Below are 22,301 nucleotides of genomic sequence, written 5' to 3'. Positions count from 1 at the left end.
TACCTCAACTAAAGCAGTGAAAACAGGTGATGCCGTCTACTGTGGAACGGTTGAAAAAGCTTAAGTTTACAGCTATGGGCTGAGGCCATGCCCGTGGAAAGCGAGCCGAATGGAGCGGAAATCAACGGTTACCCAACTGGTAATATATATTTATAAATTTGTTCATTATGAGTTATGAAATAAAAAAGACGGTGCAAGCTTCCGTCACACCATCCCTATTTCGCAAAGTTATGCTTTCATTTTTTAGCCCATCTATTACTCTTCCTCACCTAACAACACACATAATCCACAAAAATCCATCAGTCTTAAGTTGCCTTGCGCATGTTTTTCTTGCCACACTGGTAAGAAGATACCCCTTTCTACTCCTTTTTGTAGTAAATGCGCCACTTTCGTGTTGTCATAAAAGATCGCCTCTACACGATCGTGCAATGCTGGACTGGAGAACATTTGAATAGCAGGCTGTATATATTCAGCCAGTGTGGACGCGATTGATTGGCAGATTGCTTCAAAGTGTTTTTCGTACAAGGCAACATCTACCGTAGAATTAACGAAACAAATTTCAAGTAATACCGCTTGTTTTGTTGTGTGATTTAAAAAAGCTAAATCTAATCGTTTTTTCGCACCGCGGTTTATAAAACTAGCTGCTGTAGCAATTGCTTTACTTAAATTGATCGCTAGCGGCTTAACTGCTTCCTCTTGATACAATACTTCTGTTCCAATAGCTCTTGTTTCAATCCCTTTAATCGCATTAAAATGGATGCTTACATCGATTCGTCGGTCTGTTTTATTGTGTGAGCTCACTAAAAATTGTACGTTTTCACGCTGATTTTTGGATTGATTATCAACGATTTTATGGACCTTAATCCCTCGATATTCAAGTAATTTCACAACCCGGTCAACCACTTTCCTTGCTTCTGTCACCTCATCAATTAAACCAACCGCCCCTGACCCTACTTTCCAATGGCCTGGACTAATCGTAATCATTGCATTCCCTCCTTTACTTACTACTATCGAAATGTCTCTTCAGAATCGGGACAAAAAAACGCCTCCTGACTTGTTCAGGAGACGTCAATCTTAATTCTTTACTTTCAACTTAGATAGTTGCTCAGCTGCAAATTGCTGTATTTTTGTAAAATCGGTTTCAAGTGCTGTATACGAAATCGGTTTACTAATAAAATACCCTTGAATTTTATCACAGTCGCTATGTAGTAAATAGTCTAGTTGCTCAACCGTTTCAATTCCTTCTGCAACGACCTTTAAATTTAAATGCTTTGCCATCGATAAAATCATTCTCACTAATGCTTCATCATTTGGATTTTCTAAAATATTCCCTATGAAACTACGATCGATTTTTAAGCAATCAATGGGGAAATCTTTTAAATAGGACAAAGATGAATAGCCTGTCCCAAAATCATCGACAGCAATGGCAACGCCTAGTTCTTTCAGCTCTTTCAGTACAGGAATAATTTGCTTTGTATTCATCGTCATACTTTCAGTAATTTCTAGTTGAAGATATTGTGACTTCAATTTTGTTTGTTGTAATGTTTGCCTTACAAAATTAACAAAATCCTCTTGATAAAGTTGCCCCATCGATAAGTTAACCGCTACTTTCATCGGCTGCTTATATTTTTGCTGCCAAGTTACTGTTTCACGACAAGCTCGCTCCAGCACCCATTGGCCAATAGGAACAATTAAACCACTCTCTTCAGCGATTGGAATAAACTCAAACGGTGAAATTAATCCTCTCTTTGGATGACGCCAACGAATAAGTGCTTCTGCCGAGCGAATCTCCCCTGTGCGTAAATTTAATTGTGGTTGATATTCTAAGAACAGCTCGTCGCGTGCAATCGCATTTTTTAAATCATTTTCTAAAACAATGCGCTCTGACTGTGCTTTTTGCATGTCAGCTGTATAAAAAGCTATACGATCTGGTTCCTTTTCCGCTTCATATGTAGCAAACTTTGCAAATTGCAGTAAATCTTCTGGATTACTTGTATCTGTTGGATACAATGAAATCCCAATATCAACATTACTATTTAGAGCAAAATGGTCGATAGCAAGCGGTTCTTCCATCATCTCTTTTAATTGCTGTGAAAGCTTGTAAATTTTTTGAGAATCATCATGTTTTTCTATAAAAATAGCAAATCGGTCTTCCGCCAATTTGCACAGTACATAATTTGCAGGTAAAAACTTTTGTAATCGCTCTGTAATCATGACAAGCATTTTATCTGTATATTTCGTACCAAGCGAATTTTTGATACTGTAATATCTTCCTACCCCAAAAATAACAAGTGCTTTACGAGACTCCCCTAGTTTTAAACTTCCCGATAAATATTCCATTAAATACCGTTCATTTGGTAGTTTTGTTATTTCATCGTAATACGCTAGCTGTTTAATCTTTTGCTCTGACTGTTCCAATGATGTATTTGCTTCCATTAATTTATTAAATGGTTGTTCAACCGTTAAATAATAAATTGCTTTAAACAATAACAAATACGCGAGAAGTTGGAAAATATGGCCTGTGAAATTATAAATATCATATACATCCTTATAAGAGACAAACATAATATCGCTACATAATAAGTAAAGCGATGCAGCAATCATTAGTATTGCTCGGCGTGGCATCACTTTTATGCGTTTTACTAATAAAATAATTAAAGCAATTTGTAAAACTAAAGCAGCCATTTGTAAGTTATTTTTTAATGCGGTTGTCCCATTTTCATCAACAAGTACTGGTAAGAGTTGAGTTGGCATATACACCATAACAATTACGATCAAACTAAAGGTGATACTGAGCGCATACGATTGTAATCTTCTACTATTTGAAATTTCTTTTTCTTTTATTAAAAAGATAATCACTAACCCTAATGGAAACATTATCCGAGGAATAACGTAAAACCATGTAGCTAAATATGGACCACTTTCTTGAATAAAGTAAGGCATTCCTTTATAGGCGATGGCATGATTCACTTCTAATATCCCCATCATTAAAAATAATGCACCCATATAAATGGTGTGATTTTTCGGATTATATTTAGAAATTAACCAAATTTGTACAGCAATGGATAAAGAGAAAAAACAAATAAATATTTCAATGATTAAGTGAATTGTCACATAATTACGTTCACCAAAAATGCCATACAGCGGTTCTCGAAAGATAATTGCTACCCCTGCTATAACATATGTAAGTAAAACATATAAAAACAATGACTTCTGTTCATGCACTATTTGTTTATATGTTTTCAAGGATGTATCCCTCTCTTCAGTAAAAAAATTTCTATTTTTTGTATGTATTGTATATTTTCTATACTAACATAAATAATATACATTTAAGTATATTGTTTAAGAATTGTTTAAGAATATTTAACAATTCCTTTCTATTTATCTATAGTTAGGCTACAATCGATATGATATCAATATAGTAAGAGGTTATTATGGCAAAAAATAAATTAGTAGGTTTTACCCTCGTGATTTTAGGGGCTTTTTTCTGGGGAATCGGGGGCACCATGTCACAGCAATTATTCCAAAAGTTTGAGGTCGGAGTCGGTTGGCTTGTGACGATCAGATTATTAATCGGAGGCATTTTACTCCTACTTACACAAAGCATATTTAAAGACCGCAAACAAGTCTTTCGTGTTTGGCAAACTGATGCCCTTCGTCTGATCATTTTCGGGCTTGTTGGTATGCTAGCAGTTCAATATACATATTTAGCAAGTATTAATTATGGAAACGCGGCTGTTGCCACTTTATTGCAATATTTAGCACCCGTGATGATTATCGTCTGGTTAGTGCTAACAAAGAAATCCAAGTTTAGTAGGAAAGACTTTGTAACAGTAACACTTGCATTATCAGGCTGCTTCTTTTTACTAACAAACGGTTCTGTTTCTGCATTCGCTGTTCCGATGCCTGCTATTGTATGGGGGCTTTTAGCCGGCGTTACACTCGCTTTTTATACGTTGTATGCGATTCCCCTGTTAAAAAAATACGATTCGCTTGTAATTGTTGGCTGGGCAATGGTGATCGGAGCTGTCGCAATCAATCTAGTGTATCCTGTTTGGGATGTAAACATATCCACTTGGACAGGCGAGACAATCTTCTATTTAATTATTGTCGTCATCTTTGGGACAATGCTTGCATTTTGGTTTTATATTGAAAGCTTGCAAACACTAACAGCGAAGGAAACAAGTTTACTTGGTAACATCGAGCCACTAACAGCTGTACTTGCAACTGTATTATGGCTTGGCGAACCATTCGGCACATTCCAATGGCTCGGTACAGGATTAATTATTTTAATGATGATCTATTTAGCGGTGCGAAAGTGAGGTACGTAAAATTTTCTGCTGCGTCTCTCAAAATAAAAAAGTGGGGTGTCCTAAAAGTAAAAACTTTCAGAACACCCCCTTTTCTACCTTATTCCTTCTTGCCAGCAATTGATAAATACGCAACAAATACAAGCATGAGCATGATGCCGACAACTTGCCACATCTGCATGACTGAACCGAGCCAAAGTACCGAAATAATCGTTGCAGTTACCGGCTCAAAGCTTGATAACACACTCGTTTCGACTGCCGTAATATATTTCATACTGCTTAAAAATAACACGAATGCAACGGTACCAAAAATCACAAGCCCTGCAATCATCCACATCACTGTTGAATTAGCGAGTAACCCCCACTCATCTGTCGCCCAAATTCTTCCTATTACAGATAGCTCCATTCCACTCAGTAAAAATCCCCACGCAACAACGACTAATACGCCCCACTCTTTCATCAGACGTGCTGGATATAATGTGTAAAATGCATACGTAAATCCTACTGCAACACCCCATATAAGTGCGGTTTTACTCACCATTAATGAACTGATTGAGCCATTCGTCAGCAACAAAAAGAGACCACACAATGTACCGATAATGCCGATCACTTGTGCTTTTGGTGGCCATTTTTTATGCGTAATCGACACATAGAGTATAATAAAAATAGGCGCTAAAAACTGTAATAATGTAGCAACAATTGCATTGCTTTCTTCAATCGTTTTTACAAATGTAAACTGTAGGCCTAGCATGCCGACAATACTAAAAATAAGTAACTGGTTACGCCATGTTGCTTGTCTCCAAATAGCAAAGACATTTGTACCCTTTACATGTAAAAAGGCTAGTAACAGTGTGCCTGCAATAATTAAACGAACAGCAAGCATAAATGAAGGGGTTATTTCTGTTGTAGATAACAACCATTCCATGATCGGACCTGTCGCTCCCCAGGATATCGATCCTATAATAATCATTAAAATTCCTTTTAGTCGGTCCATAAAAACACCTCAATATCTCGAACCATTACTCAAATTTCTATACTCGACATAGTCTAGCATCTATTTCAGATAAAATATAGCACCTTTTTGATATAATAGAACATAACCGATGTGCTTTAACTAAAAAACTAAAGTGAGGTGAATATATGTATAGAACAATCGAAGAACGACTACAAGCACTTGAAAAACAAATTGCACGTCAAGATTTTCAAATTCAACTTTTACAAAACTTAGCAGCTAACCATCAAAAATATGCCATATACCAATATGTCATTTCAACGAATATGGACGAACATACCTTTTACTTACTCCAACAATTAACAAAAGATTATGAGGAAAAACTGAATCTTGGAGAGTCCTTTACATTACATGAATTTGTCACTGCTGTTAAAAAAGTCTTATCACGAGAAGGAATTTATTTAACAAACGTTGAACTATCCGATTTTGTACCAAAATGGCTAGGAGGTACACTTGGCAGTATCGGCTTTTCTCTACCGCTCCATAATTATTTTTATGAGAAAGAATAATCACTACCCATAAAACCAATAACAGAAAAATGCAATTCGAATCGAAGTCGAATTGCATTTTTTATACTTTCAAAAAAGCTCCAGATATTTCACAATCTCAACACGCCATTAATAAACATACGTTTCTAAAAAGTTCGTTATTTCTTCAATCGTTCCATCAATTTCTTCTTCAAATACATCATTTTTAGTAAAAAAGCTATGGACAAGCCCAGAAGCAATGGACTGTTGGACTACTACACCGGATTGCGCTAATTTTTTGCCATAAAGTAATCCTTCATCACGTAATACATCATTTTCTGCCACTAACAAAAATGTTGGTGGTAAGCCTGCTAACTTTCCATGAAGCGGTGCGATTAGTGGATTTTTCGCATCTGCTTCTGTTCGAATATAGTAATGGCCAAACCATTTCATCACATCGCGGTCCAATCCAAATCCTGTTGCATAGGTTTCATATGAATCACTTTTATAAGATAAATTCGTCACCGGATACAGTAAAATTTGTGCATCAATGTTTAGATGTTGTTCTTTCGCTAAGAGTGCCACACACGTAGCTAAATTGCCTCCCGCGCTATCTCCGGCTACTGCAATAACACCATTTCCTTGTAGTTGTGTTACCTCACTTTTTACCCACGTGAACGCATCATATGCATCATGTAACGGAATTGGAAATTTAAATTCAGGTGCTAGGCGATACTCCACAGACACGACAATGGATTTTGTCTTCTCTGCGAGTAATGTGCAGCTTGCATGACATGTACTTAAGTCGTTTAGTACCCAACCGCCACCGTGATAATAAATCATAATCGGGAAAGGTCCATCCCCTTTTGGTGTATAAATACGGATTGGAATGTTTGCACCGTCCCTTACTGTAATTGTTCGATTTTCAATCGTAGCTACCGTACCTGTTTTAACAGTAACTGGTGGCAATGCTGCTCGCAATGCTCTCGCTCTTTGCGGCGTCATTGTCGTTAATGAAGGTAATCGATTAAAATTCGTTAAGTAACGTTTCGCTTTTTCTTTTACATATGTCATCCATGTCACAACCTTTACTCATTTATAATACCTTTAATTCCGATAAACTTAATATACTTTATGATATAGCAATACGCTTATGAATGCAAATAAAAAATCCCCCGACTACTTGGAGGACGCTGAAAAAATTTATTAAATAACAGGAGCGAGTACATGAATGAATTGTTGTGCATGTACTCTCTTTTTCTTCGATGCCGTTGATTCCATTCCGGCGGACGCTTTTCGCGAGCACGGCTTCAACTAATTTTTTGTAACTTTACTATTTGAAATAGCCTAATTTTTTGCAAGATGATTTACTTGCTTCATATTACACTAATAAAATATCTTCCTTGTGGTGCTTGGATTTCAAAGAAATACGGCTCATTCCTTTGCAACCCATCTAATTTTACACTTGTGCCAGCCGGTACTTGAACTGGGCCAATGAGTATATGACCATCTTTATCCTTCACTCGTAATAAAATATCGCTTTCATTACTAATACGATTAACCAGTTCTTTATCCCAAAAAATACTATCAAACATAAACAAATCTTCGTCGCCCAATTCCCCAAACTTTAAAGTTTCCCATTGTTCCGTATCATCTATCACCTTTGCAAAAGCTATTTCTCTTGGAAAGAATATTTGATTGACAACACCAACTTCTTGAATGACGAAGCCCCCTATGACCGTCATCATAAACGTAAGTATAATAGCTACAATTACTTGAATACGTCGATTTTTAATAATCTGTTTAAAAGGTGCTTTAGCCACGATGACTTCTTCTGACACCAGTTGAATCGTATTCGTTGGCTGCTCCATCATCTTTAAATAGCGTCCACATTGTTCACAATGCGCTACATGTTCTTGTACAACTATACGTGTCTCTTCACTACAAAGATCATCTACATAAGATGGCAATAAATCTTTGATAATATTACAATTCATAATCATCACCTTGTACCCTTTCTGCTAGTTTTAATTTGGCTCGATAATACGTTACCCTTGCCCAGTTCTCACTTTTATTAAATATTTCTCCAATTTCTTTAAAACTTAGATTAATAGAGGCTCTTAGTAAAAAAATTTCACGATAAGGCTCATGTAACAAATGGATTTCTTTATGTAAAGAAATAAGCGTATCTCTCCTAGCGAGCTCAACATCCGGTAAATCAACCGTAGACATTATTTCCTCCCCCATTTGCATCATATTTTCTACACTCATGGAGTGATAGCGGTTTTCCTTTTTTAAGTAGTTATAATAAGTATGCTTCGCAATTTGACATAACCAGACAGACATTTTACATTCTCCGTTATACCGATGAATCGATTTTACTGCCTGATAAAAGGTCTCTTGGGTCAGTTCCTCCGCCAAATCTACATTAGAAGTTAAACAAACGAGAAAACGCTTTACTTCATTTGCATAGGATTTATACACTTCACTTAAATCCTCCACCTTTCCCCTCCTCTCACCAAATTTAAACTGGGATACTTATATATAGATTTTAAACCCCATTCGTTACAGAAATTTCAATTTTTTATAAAAAATATTATTACACAAAAAAACAGGAGCTATCCTACTGATGGGATAGCTCCGTTTTATCTATTACATACGCTTTAATTTCTCGTATTCTAATTGCAGTTTCTCAATGCGTTTACGCCCTTCTTCACGGTTGCGCATTGTTTCTGCCTGAATTTGTTTCGTCTCTTGAATACCTTGCATAATCGTTTGCCATGTTGTTTCAATCGTTTCCACAGAAATGCTTGGTGCACCTGATTGACGAGCGATATTTACTGAATTTTGGCGAATATTTTCGGCATTGCGAATGAGCATTTCATTCGTACGCTTGTCTAATTCCGCCATCGAATCGGATACAAGTTTTTGGCGCTGCAATGTCACTGCATGAATCAACCCTTGTTTAAAAATTGGAATCGTCGTGACAAAAGCAGAGTTAATTTTAGCGATTAAGTTGTTATTACCCTGTTGCATCAAGCGGATTTGTGGAGCAGATTGGAAGCTCACTTGCTGTGCCATTTCTAAATCATACTTTCGTTGCTCTAACAGTTCCATATTCCGACGAACTGTATCAAGCTCCATTAATGCTTCTTGGTCGCCCGCATTGCCTTTCGCTTCAAGCGTTGGTAAATACGCCTGTAATTGCTCTAGTTTCACATCAATGGCTGCTACATGCTCGCTTAATGAATGGAAATAATTTAAGTTTTCATCATACATTTGCTCTAATTCAATCGTATTGCGTTTCATTTCAATTTCATACTTTTGAATTTCCGTATGAACAGCGTCCACTTCTTTACTCATACTATCGTATTTTGCTAAAATGCGTTCTAATTGTTCTTTACTACGAGTAAATAAACGTTTTAAAAAACCACCCTTTTTTTCCTCTTCCAAAAATTCTTTTGGATCAAAGCGGTCCATAATTTTATTCAAGTTATTTAACAGCGTACTTGATTTTTCAAGATTACTTGTCTTAATCGTCGCTAACATACGATCAGAAAATGTAGAAATCCCTTTTGCTGTTTCTTTCCCAAACTCTAGTACAGCAATTTGATTATTTACATCAATTTTATCGGCTAGCTGTAAAACACGGGGTTCCGTTTTTAGTTTGATTTGTCGTTGGCGAATTTGTGATAATTCCTCATTAGATACTAATTGTGTTGGTGTAGCTTCCATTACTTCCTGTTTTGGTTGTTCTGGTGTTGACGTTCTTGCATCCAAATCGTCAAATAGTGGATTTTTCATTTCAGTCATTACAATTCCTCCGTTCTACAGTTAAAGGCTTACCCTTACTTTACCATACGAACTTCTCCCCCAAAAGTTTCAATATTTCATACAATCAATTTACAGACAAAAGAACGATTTTTCCTTTACTAAAAATTCTAAAGTGTTAGAATAAGTATCGTTATGTTAAAAAAGGGGGCAAGATGGATGAAATTATCCGTCAAATGGAAAATTATAGGTATTGTTATTTTAATTGTCGTGATTGGATTAAGTTCCTTAGCTTCAATTAGTTCCATTATTATTACAAACAAAACAGAAGAAAGCGTTGTCGAACAAAGCAAATCGCTTGTAGACCAACTTTCAAATAACGTCACAACAGCACTTGGTGTTTATGAAAAAGTATTGCTTACATATGCTGAATCAGATGAGGTCATTACCTATTTTAAAGAAAATGAAGTGTTATTTGACGAAGCAGACAAAACACTTCGTACAGAGTTCACGACATTTATGCATCACTACGGGGAAGCTTCGGGTATTTATTTTGCACAGGCAGATCACATTTTATTTGAACCACATTTTGATGGCATTCAAGACGTCGATGCGACTACTCGTAGTTGGTATATCGATAGCATGGCTAATCCATCCGTTGTTACATGGTCCGACCCATATATTGATGCGGCGACAGGCCAATATGCCATCACCGGTTCGAAAGCGGTTTATGATGGAAATGAAGTGATCGGTGTACTAGGGGTCGATATTTTACTAGAAAGCTTAACTAATATGGTATCCGCAATTGAATTAGGCTATGAAGGCTATCCGTTTATATTAGATGACAACGCCACGGCTGTTGCACACCCTACCCTGGCCGGTGAAAGCCTCGCAAACTATGACTTTGTCCAGCAAATGAAAAATACAAACGGCACAAATAAATTAGAATCAACAATTGACGGTGAAGATCGAATCATTATTTATCAAAAGATTCCTGACTTAAATTGGACAGTAGGTGCGATTTACACGATTGATCAGTTACAAACTGTTGCGAAAGATATTCAAAAAATTATTTTTATTATTACTATTTTAATTTTAGTCGTCACATTTGTTGTACTGTACTTTTTCATTTCACGTATTATTAAACCGCTTTATACGCTTGGCACATTAATGGAGCGCGTATCAGACGGTGATTTAACCGTACATATTGATGTAAAAAGTCGCGATGAAATCGGTCGCCTTGCACATCATTTTAACGACATGATTCATCATATGAAAAATATTATTCAAGTCGTAAAAAATTCATCTGCTAATGTAGAAGAACGTTCCCATCATTTAAGTGCAATGGCTGAGGAAACAAGCGCATCTGCAATCGAAGTTTCATCCGCGGTCAATGAAATTGCCATCGGTGCGTCAGAATCTTCTATGAATGCAGAAGCGGTGACAGAACAATCTGTAACATTGGCCGAAAAAATCCACAACATCAATGAACGCTCCCACGCTACCGAGGCTATTACTGCTGAAGCTGGCGCATTAAATGAAGGGGGCCGCGAAAAAATGGGGCTACTTCGGACAAGCTTTGCGCATTCAGAACAAGAATTACAACAAATGGGTACGGTCATTACTGCATTAGAGCATAAAATTGGCTCCATTGATTCTATTATGAATACGATTAGTGCCATTTCGGCTCAAACAAACTTACTTGCCTTAAACGCATCGATTGAGGCCGCTCGTGCTGGGGAACACGGGAAAGGATTTGCTGTTGTAGCTAATGAAGTACGAAAGCTAGCTGAACAGTCTGCTGACGCAACCGAACAAGTAAAACAGACAATTACACAACTTCAACAGGAGTCACAAATTGTCTCCCAACGTATGAATGATATGCAACAGACATTCAATGAATCAAATGACATTGTTGAAAATACAAGTAGTCTATTTACGAATTTAGCAAATTGTATTGATCGTATTAATGCATCGTTTGTAGCTGTTCACCACGAAATAGATGGTGTCAATCGCTACAAAGATGAAGTGCTACAGACTATTGAGAAAATGGCTGCAAATGCCCAAACATCAGCTGCTGCCTGTCAAGAAGTAAGCGCCACTTCAAATGAGCAACTGACAGCGATTCACTCTGTTGCTGTGGCTTCAGAACAATTAAACAACTTAAGCAACGAACTCGCTACAGCCGTAAGTCGATTTAAGCTATAATTAAAAGGGTGCTTCGCAAAACTGACGAAGCACCCTTATTTATTGATATTGTTGTGATAATTCACGATACCATTGTAAATCCCCTGTTTTAATGGCTACTACTTTTAACTCGTAAATATCTTCTTCTAACAATTGGACTTCCTCATTCGGTCTTAAATAATCTTCCGGAATCCAATATGATAACTTCGACACTTTTGGTGCTTGAATTAAATATTTTTTTTCTATATTATTTGCCTCTAAAATAAAAGCCGGAGTTTGTCGATATGACACCCATTGTCCTACTTCAAACATCTATCCATTCCTCCTCATTCTACAACTTCATTATTAACTATTCTTAATTTTTATAAAATATAACAATTTCACATTATCTATTTTTACCATTATGAGACCATGGCATTTAAAATATACATGTCAATCAAAATAGTTTTACCTATTTAGAGAGACACATCTTTGCGGATATCCATGAAACTTATACTTTCGATTCATAAAAAAATCTCCTAGCGTAATATTCTTTTACGTAGGAGATATTCATTCTATTATACATTTAACTTTCTTCGTTTATCGGAACAAACCCTGTTTCAACATATGTAATCGCCCCTGTATAAGCATTAATCGATTCAATATGTCCGCCTGTTGGAGAATGAGGATAATCTATGCTATACATCAAGTTGTATTCATTTATTCCTAAATCTGCTCGCTCTACTGTTAGTGCGACATCCACATATTGTTTCACGATAGCATTGGCTTCTTCCAGTGTAATCATCGGTTTTGGTAGCTCGTTTAATTGCTCGTAAGGAATCGTGGAAATCGCCATCGATTGTATATGCCCTGTTTCGTTATGCACAACGATTTCCGATGCTTTTTCCGATAAATAAATCCCTTGATGCTCGTATACGAACCGATAAGTTGTGTATTCATTTTCTACCTCGTCTAGATAAAAAGGAGCATAGTTGTATACAGGAACAGTATTTGGCATTCGTTCAAGCCTATACTTTTCATACGCTTCCCCTACTGCATACTTTAATGCCTGACAAGCACGAGTAAACGGTTGCTCTACTGTGGATTGTTGCAATGCTTCGTCTACGATTACGTCCCAGTAGCGCTCTTCTTCCTGTTCCGTGTATTCCACACGTCCTTGTCTCCCACCAAGCAGTAATATTTCAAGCAGCTTATCTATATGTACTTCCGGCAATACATCATAGCCAAATCCTATCATTTCAGGCCATTCGCTCATCTTTTTTACGTGTCCGTCTACTCCTACCCCATACATATCGTATGCTGGTACATACACATAATGCCAAGTATTTTCCATATGAATCGCTAACTGCATGAGTGGTTGCTGTAACAAAATAACTTTTGCTTCCTCAGGAGAAATCATCGTTTCTGGATATTGTACGGTATAATGTTCATGCATAAATGTTGCACTTGCTAACGTCCCGTCCCGTTTAATCGACAGCTGAAGACCTGAATTCGGCAAAGCAAGACGGTAGCGCGGCTCCACTTCTTCAAATGTAGCTAAATAATTCGCATCAAAGTCTACAATGACGTCGAGCTTTAAATCACGATTATCTAGCGCTTCCTTTATACGCCAAGCGATTGTTGAAATTTCCTTTGCTTCTATTTCAAATAGTGCATGATTGGGACGTACGATAGCATCCATCAGCGCACTGTTTGTTAACGGGACACCCTGCTCCATTAAAGCATCCACATCATAAAAATCAATGCGCTGTAGCTGCCCTTCTTCCATATGTATTTCTCCGACTAATTCACCGCTAATGTCATAAATAAATTGAATCTCATCTTGCTGGACAATTCGAGCAAGTTGCTGATCAACAAAGGGTTGTAACTTTTCTAGCATCTTCTCACTCCTTTCCTCCTAGCATAACATGAGGACAGCCTTTCTTAATATAAAAGGCGATCTCCCCTAATGGAAGATCGCCTCTCAATTAAGCTAACGGGAACGTTAATTCCTGAGGAGGTTGTCCTTGTTTATTCATTAACCGAATACAAGTAGGCTCAATTTCCAGTGTAATCATATCATGTGCATTATCATTGATTAGACCACGGAGAAAGTTCGTCACTTTTAACTTTAATTCATCATCGATAAAGTCTGTTACTTTCCCTTCAATTTCGAGATAAGGGGCATTTTCATCGGACTCTGTATATCCAAATAAAATATGGGTATACGGGTTATTTTCAAGGTCCAATACTTTGGATGAATCATCTTCTGTCATCGTATAAAGCTTAAATCCTCTATTCGTAAAAGTCATGTAACGTGCATAAGGCTTATCACCTTTTACTGTCACCATGGATCCGATTTTTTTGCTATCTAAAATATCTAAGATTTGCTCTTGTAAATTGTCCATCCGCCTCATCCCTTCTTAATGGAAGTTGATTTCCTCTCGGTTATCTCCACTTTTATTCATAAATCGCAGACGCTCTGGCTCAATCTTTAATAGGACTAAAGAGGACGCATCACCTAAATAGTCTCCTTTATAATTAGATAAAATGCGCTCTTTCATTTCATCTATATTTGATTCTAATACTTTCCCTTCAATTTCTAAAAAGGTCTCCCCTAGCTCTTCATTTTCATACCCGTATAAAATATGAGTATGAGGATTCTTTCTCAGCTCGTCTAATTTCCCTGAATCTTTTGGGGTTACCGTGTACAAAGTAAACCCATCATTTGAAAATGTCATGTAACGTGAATCTGGTTTACCATTTGACACAGTGGCCATGACGCCAACAGAATGCTTCGATAAAATGTCTAACGCTTGATCTCGTAATGAATTGTTCAACAATCCTCTCTCCTTTCACTTGATCATCTATGTATAAAATGCCCTTATACGATGTAATTAAACAAAAGGATGGAGAAAATCATTTTTTATTATGAACGGGCGCTAGTGCTTACACTAATCACTACAACTAGGTGGAAATAACAATTTAAAATGGTATTAGCATACTCATACTTGCCCATTCGTAAATAAAACGCTAGCGATGGAATGTCCGCTAGCGTTTTTGTATAGTTTTTATAGTTAAACTTCTAGTTATAGCCTTGTTCACGAGCTGCTTTTTCGTCTTGCATTTCCGCTTGCATTGCTGCAACAGACTGTTCTCGTCGTTTATTTTTCGCTTCAATTTGCGCTCGTTCTTCAGGGCTTGCATAGAGCATCGTTTCTTCTGCAGCTTCCATATTTTCCATCGTATTTTTCACCATGGATTGTAAACGCTCGACATTGTTTGAACGGTCATCTGGCTTTGCTTGATATTTGTTTGACATCAATACCCCTCCATCATGTATTTTCAAATGACAGATTTATTGTGGTATTCTGATCAAGCTTTATACGCCTCTATTGTTAAAATGTTACCGCAACTTGTCCTATGTACTACTGGGCTAATGCTGCATCCCAATCTTTGCACACATCGACTTCCCCTTGTGCATGGGCGTATAGTTTTAACTCATCGACCGTTAATTCGATAGAGGAATTTGAACTGCCGCATGCGGGATGCACTGTTGTAAAACGTTTTAACGACGCATCTACATAGACAGGTACGTCTGTTACTAGCCCAAAAGGACAAACGCCACCAATGGAATGCCCTGTCACCTGTAAAACACTGTCTGGATCGAGCATTTTTGCTTTCACTCCAAATGTTTGCTTAAATTTCGCATTGTCTACTTTCGTATCACCCGCTGCAACAATTAAAATCGGTGTATCTTTTCCTTGAAAGCAAAGTGTTTTCGCAATACGTGCTGGATGTACACCAATTGCCTCTGCTGCTTCTTGTACAGATGCTGTGCTTTGGGCATGGACAACGATATCCTCCTCGCGACCATGGTTTGCAAAAAATGCTTGAACGGCTTGTAAACTCATAACTAAAACTCCTTTTATCTAATACCTCTTTACATGATAGAACCATTATACCGTAAAATCACTATATAGTATCGGAATATTCAATTATCTATGCAAATTAACCTTTTGCTCCTTTACAAGCGAAGAACGTGTGGCTAGTATAAATGCTTTGGGAAAAATTCATTATTCGTTTGTCACAAATTTATATCCAAACCCTCTCACCGTTTGTATCCAGCTACCTTTAGAATACGAATCCCCTATTTTACGCCGTAAAGTACTAATGTGTACCGCCACGGTTTTCGAATCAGCAATCCCGTCAAAGCCCCATACTTCATTAATAATTTGCTCACTACTCACGACTTTATTGGCATTTTCAACTAAATAAAAAAGGAGCTTCTTTTCTTTTGTAAATAAATTGACACGTTCACCGTCTTTATATACTTCTTTTTGATCTAAGTCGAGTCGTAAATTATCTAGTTCAATGACCTGCTCGTGTATTGTAGTGCCTTTTCTGCGTAACTGTGCTTGAACACGGGCAACAACCTCTTTTGGAATAAATGGTTTTGTAATATAATCATCGCCGCCAACTTCAAACCCTTGTAATTTTTGTTCGATATAATGATGAATTGTCACAAAAATAATAATGGTATCGAACTGCTTGCGGATTTTCTTTGCAAAATCAAATCCATTTCCATCTGGTAAATTAACATCAAGCAAAATAAGATCGATAGGCGTTTCACATAATCGTTTTTCACCAGCTGCTAACGTTGTAGCGGTATACACTTCAAATCCTGCATTTTTTAAATAGAGTACGAGCACTTCATTAATATCCCAGTCATCTTCAATGATTAATATTTTATTCATACTTCATCTCCCACTCGCGGTTAAGTAGTAGGATCTCACCTCACTTTTGTATTTACTTCATTAATCATTCTTTAAAGTCTATTATAATATTTTCCATGTATTAGTTATTATAATTTTACAAATAATTAAAACATCTTTACATTCTACTAAAAAAATAAGCTAGGTTTCATATAACCCTAGCTTATTTTGGCGTTCACATCCGTCTAGCCAATCGCAGAGGATGACTTTCTATCTTTCTTCATTTTGATACGCAATTTGTTTTTGTGTATCTAAGTACATTTGCTTGGATTGCTCGAGATCTAGCTTCATTTTGTCTGTTTCCACTTTGAATGTTTCTAGTCGAAGCTGCTCTAGTTCGATTTCTTTTTCTAGCATTTTTACTTGTATTTTCGCCTGTCCTCGGCGATGCGCTGTAATAATCGCTGTTAATGGGATAGATGCTACCGCTATCATCGTCACCATCACAATGAGAAAATCAATCATTTTCTACACCTCTAATCCTTAATTCACCACTAAAAACTTATACAAATTATACCAATAATGTTCTTCAAAGTCTTTAGTAAACCGCTTGTTAATTTTGAATAAAGCTTAAATGATGGAGTGGCCATACAACTAAATCAACCGTACCGATAATTTGTTCTCGGGCTACAAAACCTACACGTTCATTCCGACTATCCATACTACTCTTACGATTGTCACCGAGTACAAAATAACATTCTTCTGGTACTATTTCTTCCTCTAAGCACTCTTGTAAATTAAAATCTTCCGTAAGTATATCCGCATCGGCTAAAGCTACTTTATGTTCTTCCAAATAATGTTCTTCAAACTTCTCGCCATTAATAAACAGCTCATCATTTTTATATTCAATATGATCACCAGGTAAGCCAATAATTCGTTTAATATAATTTGTGTCCTCATCTACTCGAAAAACAATGACATCAAAACGGTCATATTGGGATATTTTTGGACCAATTTTATTAACAATAACACGATCCCCACTGTCAATTGTCGGTAGCATAGAGGCACCATCAACGAGAATAGGTGTACAAATAAAATAACGTAAGACAACTGTCAGCAAGATCGCCGCGCCTATCGCGTTCAACCAACTGATTATTTCCCTTTTTATCATGTTCTTGTCCAAAAAAATCCCCCCTCTACCATTTCGGTACTAAGCTAAACTAGCGAGCTCTCACAATACGTTATACAGTAGACAAAGGCGCTACATCAAATGCACCTCAAAAATAGTGTATACTATATATTATTCCACTTACTTCTTTGGCAAAACAATTGCTAAAAATTCTCTATCGTCTAGTTGTTCTTGTATTATAGCCCTATTCCCTTTTATTTCAACTACTTGTTAGTAATTTCGCAACTTATTAACTAAAAATATTTTCCAGTAGTATGACTATAGCGATACAGAATAGCACATAGTTTACAGCATAGCTTTTTATCCGTTGGAACGACACATGCCATACAGTCTCTTTTATTGTTAATACTTTAAAAACAGCATGTCCCTTTATTTCTTGCATGACCGACATTAACCAGCTATTTAACATATAGTAGGATAACATCAGTAACGTCATATCTGCCCATAACGGCAAGATGAAATATAAAGGAATGGTCGTCGCTACTAAACGTATATATCCCCATCGATAACGCTTATTGCGAATTAATGTCTTGAGCATAAGCTCCGACGTCGCATCATTTGACCGTTTAAACAGTCTTCTTTTAAAAAAACGAGGTGCTTTTAATGTATGCTTTTCAGGCATTAAACTTCCTAGCTCTGGGTTCACCATGAAAATACGCGCTTGCCATCGATAATATGCCTCTCGTTCCACACTAATATGCTGGTCAAAATAGCGATTCGAACGAATATGGCTCTTTTCGTAATAGACGATACAGCTAAAGATGAACAATATCGTGATGGATACAGTACTAAAGCTCGCATAGACAACCATCCCTGTTAGCCCTGTTCCGACGAGTAGTTGAACAATCGCTTTTATCCACTTATGAAAATAAAAAGATTTACTCACTAAAAAGTACAGCATCATACTACAAACGATTTGACTAATGACGAGTGCTGTGAATTGATAATGATGCAATAACACTGGTAAAAGTGCTAGTAAACAAAGGCTAATATAGACAGCTTGTATCAACAGCGAATACATAAAAGCACTTCGCTTTAACTGATGGAATGTCCGTTGATGTTGCAATAAAAAGAGCCGATCCGCTGCCTCTTCAAATGTCCGCACGTACCCCACACTTGCTAGTAACAGAAGTAAAAAAATAAAGGGAATAGCTGGCACATAATGAAAAAAGCCATATGCTCCGTTCAATATCGTTTCCTTATACAAGAAAAAGAGAAAGGCTCCAAACGGAATGAACAAATACATATAAGTTGTCCAATCTGCAACACTACGAAATATCTTCCGATGAAATCGCCATTGCTGTAAAAGACGGGTTTTAAATAATGCCATCTGTCACACCTGCAATCAGCTCATCAAAGATATCTAGCAATGGCTGCCCTTCATATTGCTGCAATGCTTGAAGTGTCCCTTGCTTTAAAATAGCACCATCATGCATACAAATAAAGGCGTCACATATTTTTTCAGCCGTATCCAGGGCATGTGTCGACATTAGTATCGCAGCCCCACGATCTTTGTAATCCTCGATCAGTTCAATGAGTTTTCTTATCGCTTGCGGATCAAGACCCATAAACGGCTCATCTAAAATATACAATTCATATATTGGCGTTAAGGCTAACACAAGCATCACTTTTTGCTGCATCCCTTTTGAAAAATGAATCGGATATTCATGCAATTTATCCTCTAAACGAAATGCCTTACATAATGCTTTTGCCTGTTGTTTTAATTCGTTCTCCTCTTGACCAACCGTGCGGATTAATAAATCAATGTGCTCCCACAATGTATAATATTCATATAATATCGGGCGCTCAGGTACGTAGCCATATGTATCGATTTGAATATCTCCTTGAAAATAAGGTATCGTCCCCATCATGGATTGGATTGTCGTACTTTTCCCAGCGCCATTCGCCCCAATCAACCCGATTAATTGACCAGCCGGTAGCGAAAATCCGATATCTTTTATAACAGGTTTTCCTTGCGTGTATCCAGCTTCTTTAATCTGTATTAAAATCATGAATCATCCCTCTTTCTTATCTTTTTCTACGATTCAACGAGAAAATAGTTTCATTTTGTTGCCGTAAAATAGTAAAGGGGTACGTCTCTTGTCCTTAAGAGATGTACCCCTTTTGTTCGTTTACCGCGCCTATTTTTCTTACTCATATTGATTTCAGCAAACTTATAAATAAATAGAAGGCAGTCCCCCATATAAACACGGCCGATAGTTTATTAAATAATGTAAAAATTCGAGGTGATATTTGCATTTTCTTTAGTAGGGCCCCTGTCAGCATAAGGCCAAAAAACCATAGCCAAGAAATCAAAATACAGGCGAAGATAAATAGCCACTGTTCTTGTCCACTGTATTTGACAGCATTTGTGCCAATCACGCCAATTGTGTCTAACAAGGCATGTGGGTTTAGTAAGGAAACAGATAGTGCAAAAACGATTTGCTTTTTAATCGGCAATGCCTCTTTATCGTCCAACGCTGTGACATTTGAACGCCAAATGACAAAGCCCATATACATTAAAAATATAATCCCTCCGATTAGCAATACGAAACGAAGCCATTCGAATTGTAACACGATGATAGATAATCCTAAGCTCGCCAAAATAATTAAAATCGTATCACAAATCGCCGCAGTTACCGCAGCCGGTAATGCTCTTATTACGCTCGGTTGCATCACCCCTTGTGTAAATACGAATACATTTTGAACACCTAAAGGTAAAATGAGTCCAAAGGCTAAAATAATGCCATGTAGTATCGGTTCCATCTTTTCAACTCCTATTCTTTTCTATCGTATCTATGATATAACTACAATAAAAGGTCCAATTGGTTGGTTATTTACCCATCCAATTTAAAGGAGGATTAAAATGCATTGGAAACCCGATCGTACGTTGTCTATTAGTCTCTCTAAACAAATCGTTCAATGGATTACCGAAAACATACAAAGTGGCGAGTGGCCAAGTGGCACGAAGCTACCGACTCAAAGACAGTTAGCGGTCATGCTTGGGGTCAATCGGAGTACGATCCAAGAAGCAATGGACGAGTTAAAAGCAGATGGAATTATCTCTTCTAAAGTGGGGTCGAGCACCTATGTATCCAATGATTCCTGGAACATGCTAGTCAAACAAAAACAGCCGAATTGGCAAAAATATATTGAAGCGAGTATTCATAAACCAAATTACCAAACAATCCAAGTCATTAATGAGTGTGAACAAGACGATTCGATTATTCGTCTTAGTACAGGGGAATTATCCCCAAGCTTACTACCTACTGCAAAAATCCAATCTTCCTTGCAACAATTGCAGTTAGATGGTAGAACGATTGGCTATTCCTCTCCGCAAGGAAGCCTACAATTACGAGAAGCACTTTGTCCGTATTTAAAAAAGCGTGGGATTGTAGCATCCCCTGACAATATTTGTATTGTTTCTGGTGGATTACAAGCACTGCAGCTGATTGCAGTTGGCTTATTAGAAACCGGCTCGATCGTGTTTCAAGATCCCTTTTCTTATTTGAATTCAATTCATCCATTCCAATCATTCGGCATGGAATTACAAAGTGTACCTTCATCGAATCGAAATGAAACAGTGATCGATAAAAGACGTGGGCGCCGTCAAAGCATTTATTATGCTATCCCTACCTTACATAACCCAACAGGTGCTATTTGGTCTATGGAAGAAAAACAATCATTTTATGACATGTGCAAGACATTACATTTACCAATCATTGAGGATGATGTGTATTTTGAACTGGCCTTTGAAGAACTTACCCCACCTTTAAAAGCAATTGACACAGCAGGACATGTGCTGTACTTAGGGAGTATGTCCAAAACATTAAGTCCGGGATTACGCATTGGCTGGGTTGTCGCACCATCCCCGGTCATTAAAAGATTAGCCGATATAAAAATGCAGATGGATTATGGCTCCAGTGCCTTTTCACAAGAAATTGTGACCCATTGGTTAACGACAGGATTATATGAGCAACACGTACAGGAACTAAAAATAGAATTGAAACGGCGAGCGGCACTGATGGAAGCATTGTTGAAACAATATTTTACGGATATCGCCTCTTGGCAATCGCCAAAAGGCGGATTTTATATATGGATTCGGTTTCATCAACCGATTGTTACGACTGACTTTTTCTTTCAGCTATTAAAGCAAAAAGTGCTCATTAATCCTGGCTATATTTATGAACCAAAAGATATGTATCATATTCGCCTCTCCTATGCTTACGCCTCCGATAATGAATTACAGTCAGGACTTCACATTCTATATGAAGCCGCGGTGCGTAAAATAAAAGAGTGTTAGGTACTATTTTAGTGAAAGTACTTGATATCCTATTCTCTTTAACATGCAAAACGTAAATATGATTGTCTACGATTTGTTGTCATGAAATAATAAAATGCGTGTATACCTCATACTACTGAAGATATGCACGCATTTTTAATGTACTTATATTGTAAGCTATTCCATAAAAAAAACGCAGTTTGTTTCGCTTTTGTTTCTTTGAAATAAAGTTTGATCAAAAAAACCCCACAAACTAGCATTTTACAATAAATATAAAGAATCCAGTTTGAAAAAAGATTAATCAAAATGGATTCTTTATCAGCACATGATACTATTAAAAGCATCTGTAAATCGATAAAAAGGCAAGACAGTTACTTGTTAAAGGATAT

At 37.1% G+C, this 22,301-nt stretch carries 23 protein-coding genes; 4 read left to right on the top strand and 19 right to left on the bottom strand.

Features of this window, described 5'->3' with window-relative positions:
* Window positions 1-255 precede the first annotated feature (255 nt).
* Both AC3II9_RS15390 and AC3II9_RS15385 read right to left on the bottom strand, forming a co-directional pair.
* The gene (locus AC3II9_RS15390) at window positions 256-984 is read right to left on the bottom strand and encodes an N-acetylmuramoyl-L-alanine amidase (RefSeq protein ID WP_489156833.1); all 729 of its coding nucleotides are present in this window, start codon (window positions 982-984) and stop codon (window positions 256-258) included.
* A gap of 90 nt (window positions 985-1,074) precedes the next feature.
* Window positions 1,075-3,246, bottom strand: coding sequence for a bifunctional diguanylate cyclase/phosphodiesterase (locus tag AC3II9_RS15385; protein WP_489156831.1), 2,172 nt, complete (start codon window positions 3,244-3,246; stop codon window positions 1,075-1,077).
* Between the two features lie 188 nt (window positions 3,247-3,434).
* Between AC3II9_RS15385 and AC3II9_RS15380 the strand changes: the two genes are divergently transcribed.
* Window positions 3,435-4,322 (top strand): EamA family transporter, encoded by an 888-nt coding sequence (locus tag AC3II9_RS15380; protein WP_489156829.1) that lies wholly within the window; start codon window positions 3,435-3,437, stop codon window positions 4,320-4,322.
* Window positions 4,323-4,410: 88 nt separating this feature from the next.
* Here the strand turns inward: AC3II9_RS15380 and AC3II9_RS15375 are convergent, their stop codons facing one another.
* Window positions 4,411-5,304, bottom strand: coding sequence for a DMT family transporter (locus tag AC3II9_RS15375; protein ID WP_489156828.1), 894 nt, complete (start codon window positions 5,302-5,304; stop codon window positions 4,411-4,413).
* A gap of 146 nt (window positions 5,305-5,450) precedes the next feature.
* On the opposite strand from AC3II9_RS15375, the gene AC3II9_RS15370 reads away from it, so the two are divergent.
* The gene (locus AC3II9_RS15370; protein ID WP_489156826.1) at window positions 5,451-5,831 is read left to right on the top strand and encodes a hypothetical protein; all 381 of its coding nucleotides are present in this window, start codon (window positions 5,451-5,453) and stop codon (window positions 5,829-5,831) included.
* Window positions 5,832-5,939: 108 nt separating this feature from the next.
* Here the strand turns inward: AC3II9_RS15370 and AC3II9_RS15365 are convergent, their stop codons facing one another.
* The 4 genes from AC3II9_RS15365 to AC3II9_RS15350 form a co-directional block, all read right to left on the bottom strand.
* Window positions 5,940-6,863 (bottom strand): alpha/beta hydrolase, encoded by a 924-nt coding sequence (locus AC3II9_RS15365; protein WP_489156838.1) that lies wholly within the window; start codon window positions 6,861-6,863, stop codon window positions 5,940-5,942.
* A 302-nt stretch (window positions 6,864-7,165) separates the two neighbouring features.
* Window positions 7,166-7,786, bottom strand: a complete 621-nt coding sequence (locus tag AC3II9_RS15360; protein ID WP_489156825.1) for a zf-HC2 domain-containing protein — start codon at window positions 7,784-7,786, stop codon at window positions 7,166-7,168.
* Window positions 7,776-8,291: an RNA polymerase sigma factor gene (locus AC3II9_RS15355; protein WP_489156823.1), complete on the bottom strand. Its 516-nt coding sequence runs from the start codon at window positions 8,289-8,291 to the stop codon at window positions 7,776-7,778. The genes AC3II9_RS15360 and AC3II9_RS15355 overlap by 11 nt, the downstream gene beginning before the upstream one ends.
* Before the next feature lie 150 nt (window positions 8,292-8,441).
* Window positions 8,442-9,524 (bottom strand): toxic anion resistance protein, encoded by a 1,083-nt coding sequence (locus AC3II9_RS15350; protein WP_489156837.1) that lies wholly within the window; start codon window positions 9,522-9,524, stop codon window positions 8,442-8,444.
* Window positions 9,525-9,779: 255 nt separating this feature from the next.
* Between AC3II9_RS15350 and AC3II9_RS15345 the strand changes: the two genes are divergently transcribed.
* Window positions 9,780-11,768 carry a methyl-accepting chemotaxis protein gene (locus tag AC3II9_RS15345; RefSeq protein WP_489156821.1) on the top strand — a complete coding sequence of 663 codons (1,989 nt, stop codon included), beginning with the start codon at window positions 9,780-9,782 and terminating at the stop codon, window positions 11,766-11,768.
* Between the two features lie 39 nt (window positions 11,769-11,807).
* On the opposite strand, the gene AC3II9_RS15340 is transcribed toward AC3II9_RS15345, so the two are convergent.
* The 12 genes from AC3II9_RS15340 to AC3II9_RS15285 all read right to left on the bottom strand — a co-directional run bounded on the left by AC3II9_RS15340 (window position 11,808) and on the right by AC3II9_RS15285 (window position 20,396).
* Window positions 11,808-12,059, bottom strand: coding sequence for a hypothetical protein (locus AC3II9_RS15340; RefSeq protein ID WP_489156820.1), 252 nt, complete (start codon window positions 12,057-12,059; stop codon window positions 11,808-11,810).
* A gap of 253 nt (window positions 12,060-12,312) precedes the next feature.
* A complete protein-coding gene (locus AC3II9_RS15335; protein ID WP_489156818.1) occupies window positions 12,313-13,626 on the bottom strand; it encodes a hypothetical protein in 1,314 nt (437 codons plus the stop codon).
* A gap of 88 nt (window positions 13,627-13,714) precedes the next feature.
* Window positions 13,715-14,134 carry a pyridoxamine 5'-phosphate oxidase family protein gene (locus tag AC3II9_RS15330; RefSeq protein ID WP_489156816.1) on the bottom strand — a complete coding sequence of 140 codons (420 nt, stop codon included), beginning with the start codon at window positions 14,132-14,134 and terminating at the stop codon, window positions 13,715-13,717.
* A gap of 15 nt (window positions 14,135-14,149) precedes the next feature.
* Window positions 14,150-14,566 (bottom strand): pyridoxamine 5'-phosphate oxidase family protein, encoded by a 417-nt coding sequence (locus tag AC3II9_RS15325; protein WP_489156814.1) that lies wholly within the window; start codon window positions 14,564-14,566, stop codon window positions 14,150-14,152.
* 245 nt (window positions 14,567-14,811) lie between these two features.
* Window positions 14,812-15,048 (bottom strand): small acid-soluble spore protein Tlp, encoded by a 237-nt coding sequence (gene tlp / locus AC3II9_RS15320; RefSeq protein WP_489156813.1) that lies wholly within the window; start codon window positions 15,046-15,048, stop codon window positions 14,812-14,814.
* Window positions 15,049-15,154: 106 nt separating this feature from the next.
* Window positions 15,155-15,640: a YbaK/EbsC family protein gene (locus tag AC3II9_RS15315; protein ID WP_489156812.1), complete on the bottom strand. Its 486-nt coding sequence runs from the start codon at window positions 15,638-15,640 to the stop codon at window positions 15,155-15,157.
* A 162-nt stretch (window positions 15,641-15,802) separates the two neighbouring features.
* Window positions 15,803-16,483: a response regulator transcription factor gene (locus AC3II9_RS15310; RefSeq protein ID WP_489156811.1), complete on the bottom strand. Its 681-nt coding sequence runs from the start codon at window positions 16,481-16,483 to the stop codon at window positions 15,803-15,805.
* A 228-nt stretch (window positions 16,484-16,711) separates the two neighbouring features.
* A complete protein-coding gene (locus tag AC3II9_RS15305) occupies window positions 16,712-16,966 on the bottom strand; it encodes a hypothetical protein (protein ID WP_489156810.1) in 255 nt (84 codons plus the stop codon).
* Between the two features lie 88 nt (window positions 16,967-17,054).
* On the bottom strand, window positions 17,055-17,624 hold the full coding sequence (gene lepB, locus AC3II9_RS15300; RefSeq protein WP_489156808.1) for a signal peptidase I: 570 nt from the start codon (window positions 17,622-17,624) through the stop codon (window positions 17,055-17,057).
* A gap of 235 nt (window positions 17,625-17,859) precedes the next feature.
* Window positions 17,860-18,960, bottom strand: coding sequence for an ABC transporter permease (locus tag AC3II9_RS15295; RefSeq protein ID WP_489156807.1), 1,101 nt, complete (start codon window positions 18,958-18,960; stop codon window positions 17,860-17,862).
* Entirely contained in the window at window positions 18,947-19,642 is a 696-nt protein-coding gene (locus AC3II9_RS15290) for an ABC transporter ATP-binding protein (RefSeq protein WP_489156806.1), read from the bottom strand. The genes AC3II9_RS15295 and AC3II9_RS15290 overlap by 14 nt, the downstream gene beginning before the upstream one ends.
* Before the next feature lie 142 nt (window positions 19,643-19,784).
* Window positions 19,785-20,396: a LysE/ArgO family amino acid transporter gene (locus tag AC3II9_RS15285; protein WP_489156804.1), complete on the bottom strand. Its 612-nt coding sequence runs from the start codon at window positions 20,394-20,396 to the stop codon at window positions 19,785-19,787.
* 100 nt (window positions 20,397-20,496) lie between these two features.
* Between AC3II9_RS15285 and AC3II9_RS15280 the strand changes: the two genes are divergently transcribed.
* The gene (locus AC3II9_RS15280) at window positions 20,497-21,933 is read left to right on the top strand and encodes an aminotransferase-like domain-containing protein (RefSeq protein ID WP_489156802.1); all 1,437 of its coding nucleotides are present in this window, start codon (window positions 20,497-20,499) and stop codon (window positions 21,931-21,933) included.
* The last annotated feature ends 368 nt before the right edge of the window (window positions 21,934-22,301 follow it).

The organism is Lysinibacillus sp. RU7 (genome assembly GCF_057837305.1).
Note: the sequence above shows the minus strand (reverse complement) of the source record. Positions and strands in the feature narration are given on the sequence as shown.